Origin of the sequence: Cohnella abietis, from assembly GCF_004295585.1 — a bacterium.
Lineage (GTDB): Bacteria > Bacillota > Bacilli > Paenibacillales > Paenibacillaceae > Cohnella > Cohnella abietis.
The window spans coordinates 6,434,223-6,448,400 of the sequence record NZ_AP019400.1 but is presented as its reverse complement, the minus strand read 5'-3'; the positions used below and the strand labels follow the sequence as shown (position 1 = coordinate 6,448,400).

The window sequence follows — 14,178 nt, the reverse complement described above, 5'->3', positions numbered from 1 at the left end:
CATGAAGCATTGTGGGTTTGGAGGTTTTTTTGTGCGGACTAACTTCCGCCCGGAGTAGGATTGGGGAGGAGATAAGCGGCCTCGCCGACTAACTCCCCGTCTCGAAGTAGGAATGAGCCGGAGATAAGCGGCATCACCGACTAACTCGCCGTCTCGGAGCGGGATTGAGGAGGAGATAAGCGGCATCACCGACTAACTCCCCGTCCCGGGGCAGGAATGAGCCGGAGATAAGCGGCATCACCGACTAACTCCCCGTCTCGAAGCAGGAATGAGCCGGAGATAAGCGGAGTCACCGACTAACTCGCCGCCTCGGATCGGGATTGAGGAGTAAATAAGCGGTGCCACCGACTAACTCGCCGCCTCGGAGTGGGACTGGGCCGTAAATAAGCGGCATCACCGACTAACTCGTCCCCACGGAGCGGGATTGGGGGGGAGATAAGCGCTATCACCGACTAACTCGCCGCCTCGGAGTGGGACTGGGCCGTAAATAAGCGGCATCACCGACTAACTCGCCCCCACGGAGCGGGATTGGGGGGGAGATAAGCGCTATCACCGACTAACTCGCCGCCTCGGAGTGGGACTGGGCCGTAAATAAGCGGCCTCACCGACTAACTCGCCCCCACGGAGCGGGATTGGGGGGGAGATAAGCGGTATCACCGACTAACTCCCCTTCTCGGAGCGGGACTGGGTAGTAAATAAGCGGCCTCGCCGACTAACTTCCCGCCCATTACCGAATATCCCCGTACTAATGGTATAATGCCACTAGAACATTAAACGAGAAACAGGTGCATGTGTACAACATGAACATATCAGATATTTTGTCGAACCTGACTGAAGAGAATTTGAAGAGTCTATTGGAGCAATATCGGGATTTTGGGCCCTTTCCCGGCATTGCCTTAACTTTCATGAAGTCATTCATTCCGCCATTGCCGACGATACTTATTGTTGGAGTAAATGCAGCGGTGTATGGCTTGTGGCTTGGTTTTCTCTATTCTTGGTTAGGGATAGTGAGTGGATGTCTTGTGACATTCGTTGTCGTCCGCAGAATAGCGGGTAGTCCGTATTTCGTACGATGGGCACAGAAACCAAAGGTGCAGAAAAGCCTGATATGGGTCCGTCGAAATGCTTTTAGCTATGTGTTTTTACTCAGTCTCTTTCCCGTTGGGCCCTTCGTAGTCATAAACATGGCGGCAGCAGTCGCACAAATGCGATTGCGCTCGTTCTTTATCGCTATTGTGTTCGGCAAAGCCATTATGGTCATGTCCATCTCCATTATTGGTCATGATTTTGCAAGGTTTATCGAAAAACCCCTAGAGCTCTTATACGTAGTGTTATTCATAGGGGGCTCACTTTGGATCAGCAAAAAAATCGAAGCGTGGTTTACAGCAGAGACAGTACATTCCTCTAAAAACCAGCCTGTCCAAGAAGAAAGCCAAGGTATTGAGTCTAAAACAGATTGAATAGACTAATCTTGTTACCGATTTACGTTCGAGATTTATGTTATAATCGCTACCAACAATAAACCATGAGGCGGATGAGCATATGTTAAGCTTTGCAGAGAAGATCGCGATTTTGGAATCCTTTGACCAATTAGAACGCAGGGACGTGTCTCTCGGACGGGTTAATTTCCATTATGATCGTAGTGTAATTGAGAAAAAGAATGTAGGATTTCACTTTCATCCGAACGGTAACGGCTATATTTTTGCAGGGGAGATTGAAGGCTGCGATACAGATGAGAAGGGCTTCATCAATGTTCGTGACTATAGCGCGGAGGACCTTCGTTCCCTCATAGAGCAGTCTATTCAGTCGTTAACGGGAGAAGCATCGTGGGTAGAAGGACAGCAGGAAAAATGGTTCGACTCCGATCGTAACTTGTTGGAGCTTAAATTTGAAGATGATATGTGGTATATCTTCTCAGGCTTAAACCTCGAAATGGCATTCGAAACATACGAGGAAGCCAGAGAGTATTTGCGGGATGAGGGCTTCAACCGACTCTAGGCGTACGGATCCCACATTTTATTTCAATAATTGGAACGTAAAGTCGGCTATTTCTTGAAACGCGATGCTCAATCTCAACGTAGATAATAGAGATAGCCGATAATTCAGTCAATAACGGCAACAATTAAGATGAAATACCTCAGTTGCCTTATTCTAAATCTCTTAGGAGGGAAACAATGAAACGAATTCTCTTGTTTATTCTAACGAACTTACTTGTCATGCTTACCATCGGAATTATTTTATCCGTATTCGGAATTGGCTCGTATATTAATGAATCGGGTGGCATCAATTTCACTTCGCTGCTCATCTTTAGTGGAATTGTAGGCTTTACTGGAGCGTTGATCTCGCTTGCTATGTCCCGTTGGATGGCAAAGCGGATGATGAATGTTCATGTTCTGAAGCCCGAAGATAACCTCTCTCATGGGGAGAGACAGCTTGTTGAGATGGTCCATCGGTTATCCCAAGCTGCCGGTATGATGCATATGCCGGAGGTCGGAATTTACGAATCCAAAGAAGTGAATGCTTTCGCTACAGGACCATCGAAGAAAAGATCGTTGGTTGCCGTATCCACAGCAACATTAACGGAACTAGATGCTGATGCAGTTGAAGGAATTATCGGTCACGAGGTCGCCCATATCGTTAACGGAGACATGGTGACGATGACACTTCTTCAAGGAGTCGTGAACACCTTCGTCGTGTTCCTGTCTCGTATTGCAGCATGGGCAGTGTCCCGAGTGGTTAAAGAAGATATTGCTCCAATCGTTCATTTCATCGCAGTTATTGTGTTCCAGATCGTGTTCTCCATACTCGGAAGCATGGTTGTACTGGCATACTCCAGACATCGCGAATTTCACGCGGATGCTGGCGGTGCCCACCTGGCTGGTAAGGATAAGATGATTCATGCTCTTCGTGGGCTGCAAGCTTATACAAGCCGAATGAAGGACAGCGAGCAGAACGCGATTTCCACTTTGCAGATTAACGGAAAGAAACGCTCAGCGCTATTCTCCACACATCCAGATTTGGAAGAGAGAATTCGCCGTTTACAAGCTTAATAAACCGTGAGCAATTCAAGCATATACGAAGACCGCCTGCACCAGATTATTTTCTGAGAGGCGGTCTTTTGTTTGTACGTTATCTCATAATGTTTAAGCTTGATGAATAATTGCTTGAACTATGGTACGTTTACTATATATCATTTTTGACAAACGGGAGCGGTTCGTTGATGAAGGTTAGTATTTTTGATGTGGCGAAGAAATCCGGTTTGTCCGTGGTGACAGTATCCAGAGTACTTAATCATTCGACATCCGTGCGCAAGAAAAATAAAGATAAGGTATTGCAGGCAATGAAGGAGTTGGACTATCATCCGAACGCTTCAGCCCGCAGTCTCGCCAGCGGCAAAACCGGTATTATCGGACTGACACTAACGACATTGAACGATACCGTTCTTGATGCCATAGTTAAGGAAATCAATGACTGTCTAGCCGAACAAAGCTACTTTCTGGCACTCTCGGTTTCGCAGGGGGACGAGGAATCATTTAATCGATCCATGTTTCAGGAGGACCGCGTAGACGGGGTTATTTTGTTGTCGCCTATTAATGCTGATTTGTACGTAATGGAGCTCAAAAAGCGGAAAATCCCGTTCGTCATCCTTGATAACCAGCAGCGGAATTCATCCGTTCCATCGGTAATTGTCAACAATTATAAGGGTGGTTATGATGCTACGAAGCATCTGATTGACCTTGGACATACTGAAATCGCCCACATTAGCGGACCTGAGCCACTCTTTAGCAGTCAGGAACGGGAGAAGGGTTACTTGCACGCGCTAGAGGAAGTAGGGCTGAAGCCATTTGCCATTGAGCAAGGCTCATTTGATATTCCGTCTGGTTATCGTATTGCCAAGCAATGGATCGATTCGGGACGGCTGCCTACTGCGATATTCGCGGCGGACGACTATATGGCGCTTGGAGCAATGGATGCATTCAAGAATGAAGGCATTCGAATTCCTCGTGATATCTCGATTGTTGGATTCGATGATCAAGTCTATGCCTCCGAATTCCGTCCGGCCTTAACAACGATACGTCTACCGTTTGAGAAAATAGGGAAGCAGGGTGTAGATATCCTGTTAAAAATGATCAAAGACCCTACCAAACGAAATGCAACGGTGGAATTTGATCCAGAGCTAATTGTTAGAGATTCATCTGGGGCGCCCAGAACATCTTAATCGTGTCGACAGGTTTAGAAGCAGTTACTCAAGTTTACGAAAAATCTGAGCAGCTGTTTTTTTGATGAACTTAAGTTTAAACGCTTAAACAATAGAGGAAGAAGAAACATGACAAATTATGATGGTGAATCCTGTATTTAACTGTTGATTAGAACTAATAAAAGTAAAACCGATTGACAGGTTTAAGGTTACAGGATAAACTTTGTTTAATAAGTTAAAGCGGTTTAACTTTTGAGGTTGAAAATGATCAAATGTTATACGAAGAGATTAGAAGCTAGTAAGGGGAATGTTGTAAGAATGGGTTGGGTGCTGCAATTTCGTAATCCAAACATCTCATTATGTAACCGTATACATCAAATTGGCAGCCATCAAACACCGTCACACCTTGCGCGAGGAGCAGCGCGGATTGCCGTAAGTATTGAGTGATGTAAAGTATTTCGCAGGAATCAATCATACCAAATAGAATAGAGGCTGGTTGTATGCGGAAGGAAGAGAAATGGCCAATTGGTTTTCGTTATCTGTCAGCTCTGTTGTTGGTGCTCATTCTGTTAACGTTAAACATTTCTAGCATTTCAGTTGCAGCATCTGCAGACGGCTCTGCTGTGAAGGTTAAAGGTGAAGCCCCCTTTAAAGCGTTCCCGCAGCACACCACATACAAGAAAGGTTCGATTAAGCCTAATCATGTGACTCAGACCCAGATGGATAAAACGGTGAAGAGATTATATGACGAATGGAAAGCGAAGTATGTGAAAGAGAATCCATATGTTAAGGGTCAATATTACGTTTGGTATGCGGATGGGGATTGGTTTAAGGAAAATGAAGTGACGGTATCGGAAGCACATGGCTACGGGATGCTGATTACAGCATTAATGGCAGGCCATGATGCGGATGCTAAGAAATATTTTGACGGTATGTATCGTTATTTCAGGGCACATCCCAGTAGTAATAATCCAGATTTAATGGCTTGGCAGCAAGCGGATAATGGCAAAGCTCTTGTTGACGTCAATGGTGTTGATTCCGCAACTGACGGCGATATGGATATTGCCTATGCGTTGCTGCTCGCTAACAAGCAGTGGGGTAGTGGGGGAGCAATAAACTACTTAACCCAGGCACGCAAAGTTATTAATGCCATTATGAAAAGCGAGGTTAACCAAACAGAGTGGATATTAAAAAATGGAGACTGGGCTACTTCAGGTGACAGAGCTTTAGCGACACGTCCTTCGGATTTCATGCTACAGCATATGAAGGATTTTCAAGTGGCTACGGGTGATACCAGGTGGAGCAAGGTGATTAATAAAACCTACAGTATCATGAAGAGTCTCTATAACAATAATAGTCCGAATGCTGGCTTGCTTCCTGATTTTGTAGTGAAAATAAAAGGCAGCTTCGTTCCTGCACCGCCTGAATATCTGGAGTCTGAATTCGACGGTGATTACAATTATAATTCCTCTCGGACGCCATGGCGTATCGGTACCGACTATCTCTTAACGGGGGATGATAGGGCGAAGGCACAGCTGACTACACTTAATAAATGGATTCGGAAAAAGACGAATAACGATCCTCATAAGATTATGGCAGGCTACAAGCTGAATGGATCAGCACCAATAGCAGATTATGAAGATATCTCTTTCTCTGCCCCACTGATGGTTAGTGCAATGCTCGATTCGTCCAACCAAGCTTGGTTGAATAAATTGTGGGATTACAATACTGCGGTGAAAACGGCTGATGAGCTTTATTTCGGAAATAATCTTCGCTTGCTGAGTGTGATTGTGGTGTCTGGTAATTGGTGGACGCCATACTCGAAGCTGAGGTAATCATTAGAGAATGCACGAGAACATAAGGGGGCGTTGTTATTGAAGCGCAGCAGGGAAGAAAGACGCGAAAGCAGAAATTTTTACTTTTTTATCTCGCCCTGGCTCATCGGCTTTGTTGTATTTGCGCTATTTCCGGTATTGGCATCTCTCTATTATAGCTTTACGGAATTTGACATTATCCATGCCCCGAGGTTTATCGGATTGGATAATTATACGGAGCTTTTCAAGGATGATCAGTTCTGGAATTCAATCAAAGTCACACTAAAGTACACCTTCATTAGTGTTCCGCTCACTCTGTTCTTGTCTCTAATCTTCGCTATGCTAATTAATCAAAAAATACCGTTCAGGGGGCTATTCCGGACGGCGATGTATTTTCCGAGCATGATCTCGGGTGTTTCAATGGCATTGTTATGGTTCTGGGTTTTCAACCCTCAAGCAGGGCTTTTCAATTACATTTTGTCATTTTTCGGAGTCGACACGATCAATTGGTTTCTAGACGAGAAATATGCCATGTGGGCGCTTATTATTATGTCTTTCTGGGGATTAGGAGGCGGTATGCTCATTTTCCTAGCCGGTCTGCAGGGAGTGCCTGCACATTTGCTTGAAGCGGCAAGATTAGATGGTGCGGGTCGTCTAAGAACGTTCTGGAATGTTACTTTCCCACTTATTTCGCCAGTATTTCTATTCCAGCTTATTATCGGACTCATCGAATCCTTTCAAGTGTTCACCCAAGCCTATACCATTACGCAGGGCGGCCCTAACTACTCCACCTGGTTCTACGTGTATAACATTTATATTAATGCGTTCAAAAACTTTCGTTACGGCTATGCCTCTGCGATGGCGTGGATACTTCTCATTGCTGTCACGATCATCACCTTCATTATCATGAAGCTTTCGAATAGGTATGTTTACTACGAAGGGGGGAGTGAACGATGAGTGGAATAGCACTTGCCAAGGAGCAGTCGGTTAAAAGGAGAAAAACGAAGGTGGATGTACCCAAGCTAATAGGCTTCATTATCTTGCTTGCGGTTACAGTGGCCATGATTATGCCTCTGTGGTTCATGATATCGACTTCGCTCAAGACAACGAAAGAAATGTTTGTATATCCGCCATCGTTCATTCCAAAGTATTTTGCCTGGGAAAATTTCAAGGAGCTCTTCACTAATTCGGAGATTAAATTCGGCCGGCAATATATGAACAGTCTTATCGTTGGTATCGCCACGGTTATCGGAACGGTATTCTCATCATCGTTCGTGGCGTTCGGCTTTGCTCGTTATCGTGCCAGAGGCAGCAATTTTTTCTTCATACTTGTGCTAAGTACGTTGATGCTTCCTTACCCGGCGATTATGATCCCACAATTTCTACTTTTTACGAAGCTGGGACTTCATGATTCCTTATTGCCACTAATTCTGCCTTCGTTCTTCGCGTCGGCCTATATGATATTTCTGTTGAAGCAGTTTTTCTCTACACTCCCGAATGAGCTATATGATGCGGGCAGAATAGATGGCTGCAAGGAAATTCGTCTCTACTGGACTCTGACTCTTCCATTGTCGGGGCCCGTGCTTGCAACGGTTGCTATCTTCTCCTTTCTCTGGAGCTGGAACGACCTTCTTACACCTGTGCTTTACTTAGATTCGCAGGAAAACTTCACCCTTCCAATCGGGATGGCGGCCATGCTTTCTTCGAAATTCCGGATAGCACCTTGGAACCTGATGATGGCTGCTTCATTGCTGTCAGTGCTTCCTGTCGTCGCACTTTTTGCAATCGCCCAAAAGCGCTTTGTCGAAGGGATCGTTCTTACTGGCATCAAGTAACTACTCACATATTCCGTCAACACAATTATTAAAGGGGGAAATAACATGAGTAAGAAAGCAGGCAAGCTGGCAATAGGCTTTACATTAGTATTCGGGCTAGTGGCAACGGCTTGTTCAAGCGAAGGTAGTAGTAAAGAAGGGGACCAGGTGACGATCACGCATTATACGATTGATTCGCCTGACCGTACGTTCGTTGAGAAGCTCATACCCGATTTCGAAAGTAAGCATCCAAACATTAAGATTAAGGTTACGAAGGCGCCTTACGAGCAATTCGACTCCAAGCTGCAATCGTCTATAGCTGCTAAGAACTCGCCAGACGTTACTTCCCATTGGGGCTATGGTGGATTTATGGAATACTATAATAAAGGCATGCTGATGGATATGACACCGTATCTCAATGGGTTGACTGGAGCCGACTATAACATTCCAGAGGATGTTATGAACATCTATAAGGTTGATGGCAAGACTTACGGTATTCCGCTAAATAGCTATGTAACCGTTATGCTCTACAATAAGGATTTGTTTGATAAAGTAAATCTTCCTTACCCACCGACAGATTACGAGGATAAGAGCTGGACGTTCGACAAAATGGTTGAGAACGCTAAGAAGCTGACAGTAGATTCTAAAAATCTATCAGAGGCACAATATGGTGTTGATTTCGGGTTTGGCGAGCGGGATCAAAGACCACAGTACTTCGGAGCTGACGTGTATTCCGAAGATACTTGGACGAACGGCGGTAAGCCATCAGAAATTAATTTAACTAAGCCTAATGTTATCGAAGCCTACAAAAAAATATACGGTCTTATCTGGGATCAGAAGATTTCTCCAACACCGGCCTTTTCCAAATCTGTATCTGGTCAATTCGGAGATCCCTTCCTCTCAGGCAAAATTGCGATGTCTGTTGTTGGATCTTGGAGCTTAGCTGCATCAAGCGACTTTAACTTTAAGGTTGGCGTAGCGGCTGTTCCACAAGGACCTAATGAAAAGGTGAGAAGTGTTCTGTACGTTGATCCTCTCTTTATTTTGAAGGATTCCAAGCACCCGAAAGAAGCTTTGGAGTGGATTAAATACTTGCTTACGACGGAAGTGCAAGAGAAGTCCATCGAGCTGAGTGGCGGCAATCCCCCTGTTAACCAGAAGGCTGCCGAGAAATACTATAGCAATTTCGAAGGAATTGATCCGGAGCAAATCAAGCAAGTGTTCGAAGGGGCTTACAAATACGGCTTCGAATCCTATAATCACCTTATCTCCAACTATTCTCAGATTAATGATTTGTTCATCAATGAGCTGGCAGTGGTTGAGAATGGGGACAAAAAGGTAGAGGAAGTGCTGCCAAATATTGAGGAAAAGCTGAAGAAGCTATTAGAGCGTGTGAATAAGTAGGAATGAGGGCAGGAGGATGGAGCGATCCATCCTCCCCTGATGGTTAAGTAATAGAAATGACAGCGGGTAAAACATAGAGGGAATAGGGTAGGAGTGATTGCCATGAAATATTATTTAGGCGTTGATGGTGGCGGTAGCAAGACATATACATTAATAGTTGATGAACAGGGAGTAATCGTAGGGAAGGGTCATAGCGGTAATGGCAACCATCAGAACGATTATGAGGTCGCGAAGCATAACATTCGCGAATCTGTAGAGATGGCTTTGCTAAATGCAGGGCTAGCTCGAGAGGATATCGAGTTTGCTTATTTCGGTTTAGCTGGAGCAGATCGGGAGATAGATTATAAGATTTTGCGTCCGATGATTGCAGAGCTAGGATTTGCTAAGCATGAAATTAATTGCGATACCATGATTGCACTCCGAGCAGGAACGAATCGCCCTTACGGCGTAGTGCTTATATGTGGTACGGGTACAAATAGCGCAGGAGTAAATGCTCAAGGACAATTTTTTCAGTGTGGTGGCTTCTCTTATCAGTTTGGTGATTTCGGTGGCGGTGGCACGTTGTGTGTCGAAGCGTTTCGTGCAGTTATTCGCGCTTGGGATGGACGTGAGCGTCCGACCCTATTAACAGAGCTATTGCTTAAGGACCTAGAATATAATAGTGTTCAAGACATGTACGATGATTACCTTGACCATAACAAAATGCCGCCGATTCGTCTTGCAAAGCTGTTGTTCCAAGCTGCCAATCAAGGAGATGAAGTAGCCAAGGACATTTTACGAGATCAAGGCATAGAGCTAGGCAAACAAGCACAAGCAGTTATTAAAAAGCTCGGCATGGAAAATGAAAGCTTCGATGTTGTTCTTGCGGGGAGCATTATTACTCGTGGAGAAGGAGACTTCGTGAGAGCTTATATTGAACAAGCAGTTCAAGGGATTTCCCCACATGCTGGCATCGTGAAGCTGGGGTTAGAGCCTGTAATTGGGGCGGTGTGGTTGGCTGTGGAAGCAAGTGGAATCGAATTGCCGGATGTAATCTATAATCGACTTCGTACTGTATCGGACTATAGCTTAGTGTGATATTACAATAGAAATAGATTTGACCAAGGAGATGGACAGAGATGAGTACAGTCAAAGGGTTGAAAATCGCTGTAATCGGCGGAGGTTCCTCGTATACTCCTGAAATTGTCGAAGGATTCATCCAGAAATATGAGCAGTTACCTATTAGAGAACTTTGGCTTGTCGATATTGAGGCAGGTAAACATAAGCTTGATATCGTTGGTGCTTTAGCTAAGCGCATGATCGTTAAGTCAGGTCTCCCTATCGAAGTCCACTTGACACTAGATCGGCGTAAGGCCATCGAAGGAGCAGACTTCGTCTCCACACAGATGCGGGTCGGCCTTCTAGAAGCTCGTAAATGGGATGAGCATATTCCGAATAAATACGGGGTTATTGGGCAAGAGACGACGGGACCAGGCGGCATGATGAAGGCACTCCGCACGATTCCGGTTCTATTGGATATTTGTAAAGATATTGAGGAATTGGCGCCTAACGCTTGGCTGCTGAATTTCACCAATCCGGCAGGAATGGTCACTGAGGCTATTACTCGGTATTCCAAGGTAAAGAGCATCGGACTCTGTAATGCGCCAATCGGACTGCACAAATGGTTAAGTGAAAAATACGACGTTTCATCTAATCATATTTATACGGAGTTTGTCGGTTTAAACCATCTCCACTGGGTAACTCGCATTGAAGTGGGTGGCGAGGATAAATTGACAGAGCTGCTTGATAAACGTGAAGAATATTCGGGGAAAAATGTTCCGGCAACGGAATGGGATCTTGATTTTCTACGCGGTTTAGGTGGATTTCCGTCCTATTATCTGAAATACTTCTATCTCACCGATGTCATGCTTGCGGAGCAGCTTGAATCTCTTAAAGCGAACGGTACTCGTGCAGAGGTTGTGAAGCGGGTAGAGGACGAATTGTTCGAGCTGTACAAGGACCCGGATTTGCAGGAAAAGCCAAAGCAATTGGAGAAACGCGGCGGGGCTTACTACTCAGAAGCAGCGGTTAACCTTATGGACTCGCTTTACAACGACAAGCGTGATATCCAAACATTAAACGTAAGGAACGGTAGAGTGCTGGATTTTCTCCCTGAGAATGCTTCTATAGAAGTTAATTGCATCGTAACTAGTAAGGGACCACTGGCGCTTCCAGTGACGAAGGTGCCTGAGCAAACGAAGGGCTTAATCTCTGCGGTCAAAACCTATGAGAGGCTAACCATTGAGGCAGCTATTACGGGAGATCGGGCGATTGCTCTTCAAGCGATGGCAAGTCATCCGCTAGTACCATCAGTGAGTGTAGCCAAAGCCATGCTTGATGAGATGCTGGAGAAGAACAAGCCTTATCTTCCGGCGTTTTTCAAATAATATAGAAGATGAAGCTAGAGGGAGCCGCATTGTGGCTCTCTTTCTTTGGTTATTCAGAATGTATAAGTTTCACCATATCCATTGCAGCAGTTGAATCAAGCGAGGGTTAACCGTTACAATAGAGGAACAAATGTTCTTTTGTATAGAGATTAACCCCATCTGGAGGACTACATCTATGCAGGATACGGTAGCCCTCTCTGTTAGGAGCTTAGTCGAATACGTGTTCCTGAGTGGAAGCATCGACTCGGGGTTTCGATCAATTAGCTCGCTGTCAGAGGGGACGAAGGCCCATCAGAAAATACAGAAGCAATACGGCGAGCAGGATCGGAAGGAAGTTTATTTAAGCACGGAGATTCCTTTCGAGGAGCTCCTATTTGTCGTAGATGGGCGATGTGATGGGCTGCTGATTGGCGAAAATGGTGGCGTCATTATCGATGAAATCAAGTCGACTTCAAGGGATATTAGTTTAATGACTGAAGACGATGCTGCACTTGTACACTGGGCGCAAGTTAAATGCTATGCCTATATGTTTGCGCTGGAGAACGGGGTGCAGCAAATGCGTGTTCGCTTAACCTATGTTCATGTGGACACGGAGGAGCAAAAGAGGTTCGAGCAGGAAGTAACCTTTGAGGAATTGGCAATCTATATAACGGATATTATTAAGCAGTATGCACCCTATGCTCGATTGCTTCATCGGAATAAGGGGTTAAGGGACGCGAGTATTCAAGATTTAGCGTTTCCTTTTACAACCTATCGAGAAGGTCAAAGGAAGCTGGTCGGTTCCGTCTACAAGGCGATTGACGAGGGGAGAAAGCTGTTCGCTAAGGCACCCACGGGAATCGGGAAGACGATATCAACCTTGTATCCGGCTATTAAAGCTATCGGGCGAGGTAACATTCAGCATTTGTTCTACTTAACGGCACGAACCATTACAAGGACTGCCGCAGAGCAGGCGTTATCTCTTATGCAATCTCAGGGCCTTAATTTCCGTTCGGTGACAGTCACTGCTAAGGATAAAATTTGCTTTCAAGATGAGGTCGATTGCCGGAAAGAGCAATGTCCCTACGCGGAGGGATATTATGATCGAATAAACGGAGCAATACTTGACCTGCTGGACAATGAAACATTGATCAGTCGTGGTGTCATTGAGCAGTATGCACGAAAGCATAGGGTATGCCCATTCGAGATGTCACTCGATGCAGCTTATGGGGCAGATGCTGTCATTTGCGATTACAATTATTTATTTGACCCACGCGTTTCCTTAAAGCGCTTAGGCGGGGAATTTAAACGTGATACTGTCTTGCTAGTAGACGAAGCACACAATTTGATTGATCGGGCTAGAGAGATGTATTCTGCCGAATTGGACAAGAAGGCTTTCCTCGAGCTGGAGCGGGAGTTTAAAGGAGTTCACGGGGATATACATAAAGCGGCAAAAGCAATCAATAAGTGGTTCATCGAGTCTAGGAAGCAATCTAATGGAGGGGCAGTCGTTAGTAAGGAGCCGCCTAAGGAGCTTTTAGAGCTAGTGGAAGCTTTCGTTGCCCAAGCAGAACGTGGGCTGGCGACAGGGGGAACAGCGGCTGGAAGTGTAAGGCTACTGGAAGTTTATTTTGCGACTGTAAGCTTTATCAGGATTGGAAAGCTTTACGATGATTGCTATGTTACCTACTCTGAAGTTCTTCGTAATGATGTCCGGTTGAAAATGTTCTGCTTAAACCCTTCGCGGCTGCTTAATCAGATGGGCAAGGGATTTCGTTCGCATGTGTTCTTCTCGGCTACACTCTCCCCTCTTAACTACTTTATGGATATGCTTGGGGCGGAGGAAGAGGATTATTCTGTCACACTCGGTTCACCTTTCGCCAAGGAGCAATGGGAAGTATCTATTGTTCCAATCTCCACAAAATATGCGGATCGAGAAGAGACGAAGGGGACATTGGTTCATCTGCTTCGGGGGCTGGTGGGCATAAGACCGGGTAATTATTTGTATTTCTTCCCTTCGTATGCCTATATGAATGCTGTTTATGAGGATTTTATAGCAGAAAATAAGGATGAGAGCGTGCGAACACTGCTGCAAACACCGGAGATGGCTGAGGGGATGAGAGAGAGCTTTCTTGCGGAATTCGATGAGAATAATCAGGGAAGCTTGGTTGGGTTTGCTGTTATGGGTGGGATTTTCTCCGAAGGCATTGATCTTGTCGGAGATAGGCTACGAGGGGTAGCTGTAGTAGGGGTAGGAATGCCTCAGATCGGAATGGAGCGAAATTTAATCAAGAGCTACTTCGATGAGGAAGGGCGTAACGGATTTGATTATGCCTATGTGTACCCTGGCATTAACAAAGTGCTACAAGCTGGGGGAAGACTCATTCGTTCCGAGCAGGACCGTGGCGTACTTGCTCTTATCGACGACCGCTATTTGCAGCCCCAATATTCTCGCTTGCTGCCTGAAGAATGGCGGAAATAAGGGCTATATCCAAGGATGTGAAACTTAACTAAAAATTGTCACGTCTATTAATGAAAGGAGG

The 14,178-nt window shown here is 45.4% G+C and carries 11 protein-coding genes; all 11 read left to right on the top strand.

Going from position 1 to position 14,178, the window contains the following annotated elements; translation table 11 throughout:
* Positions 1-800: 800 nt before the first annotated feature.
* The 11 genes from KCTCHS21_RS28295 to KCTCHS21_RS28245 all read left to right on the top strand — a co-directional run bounded on the left by KCTCHS21_RS28295 (position 801) and on the right by KCTCHS21_RS28245 (position 14,117).
* Positions 801-1,460, top strand: coding sequence for a TVP38/TMEM64 family protein (locus KCTCHS21_RS28295; RefSeq protein ID WP_130615698.1), 660 nt, complete (start codon positions 801-803; stop codon positions 1,458-1,460).
* Positions 1,461-1,542: 82 nt separating this feature from the next.
* Positions 1,543-1,998 (top strand): hypothetical protein, encoded by a 456-nt coding sequence (locus KCTCHS21_RS28290; protein ID WP_130615696.1) that lies wholly within the window; start codon positions 1,543-1,545, stop codon positions 1,996-1,998.
* 176 nt (positions 1,999-2,174) lie between these two features.
* The gene (gene htpX, locus KCTCHS21_RS28285; RefSeq protein WP_130615694.1) at positions 2,175-3,050 is read left to right on the top strand and encodes a protease HtpX; all 876 of its coding nucleotides are present in this window, start codon (positions 2,175-2,177) and stop codon (positions 3,048-3,050) included.
* A gap of 170 nt (positions 3,051-3,220) precedes the next feature.
* Entirely contained in the window at positions 3,221-4,219 is a 999-nt protein-coding gene (locus KCTCHS21_RS28280; RefSeq protein WP_130615692.1) for a LacI family DNA-binding transcriptional regulator, read from the top strand.
* 479 nt (positions 4,220-4,698) lie between these two features.
* The gene (locus tag KCTCHS21_RS28275; RefSeq protein ID WP_130615690.1) at positions 4,699-6,033 is read left to right on the top strand and encodes a family 8 glycosyl hydrolase; all 1,335 of its coding nucleotides are present in this window, start codon (positions 4,699-4,701) and stop codon (positions 6,031-6,033) included.
* A gap of 39 nt (positions 6,034-6,072) precedes the next feature.
* Entirely contained in the window at positions 6,073-6,969 is an 897-nt protein-coding gene (locus tag KCTCHS21_RS28270) for a carbohydrate ABC transporter permease (protein WP_130615688.1), read from the top strand.
* Entirely contained in the window at positions 6,966-7,847 is an 882-nt protein-coding gene (locus tag KCTCHS21_RS28265; protein ID WP_130615686.1) for a carbohydrate ABC transporter permease, read from the top strand. Before KCTCHS21_RS28270 ends, KCTCHS21_RS28265 begins: the two co-directional genes overlap by 4 nt.
* A 45-nt stretch (positions 7,848-7,892) precedes the next feature.
* On the top strand, positions 7,893-9,230 hold the full coding sequence (locus KCTCHS21_RS28260) for an ABC transporter substrate-binding protein (protein WP_130615684.1): 1,338 nt from the start codon (positions 7,893-7,895) through the stop codon (positions 9,228-9,230).
* 102 nt (positions 9,231-9,332) lie between these two features.
* A complete protein-coding gene (locus tag KCTCHS21_RS28255) occupies positions 9,333-10,307 on the top strand; it encodes an N-acetylglucosamine kinase (RefSeq protein ID WP_130615681.1) in 975 nt (324 codons plus the stop codon).
* 41 nt (positions 10,308-10,348) lie between these two features.
* Complete coding sequence (locus tag KCTCHS21_RS28250; protein ID WP_130615679.1) at positions 10,349-11,656, top strand: 6-phospho-beta-glucosidase; 1,308 nt, start codon at positions 10,349-10,351, stop codon at positions 11,654-11,656.
* Positions 11,657-11,831: 175 nt separating this feature from the next.
* On the top strand, positions 11,832-14,117 hold the full coding sequence (locus KCTCHS21_RS28245; RefSeq protein WP_130615677.1) for an ATP-dependent DNA helicase: 2,286 nt from the start codon (positions 11,832-11,834) through the stop codon (positions 14,115-14,117).
* Positions 14,118-14,178 lie beyond the last annotated feature (61 nt).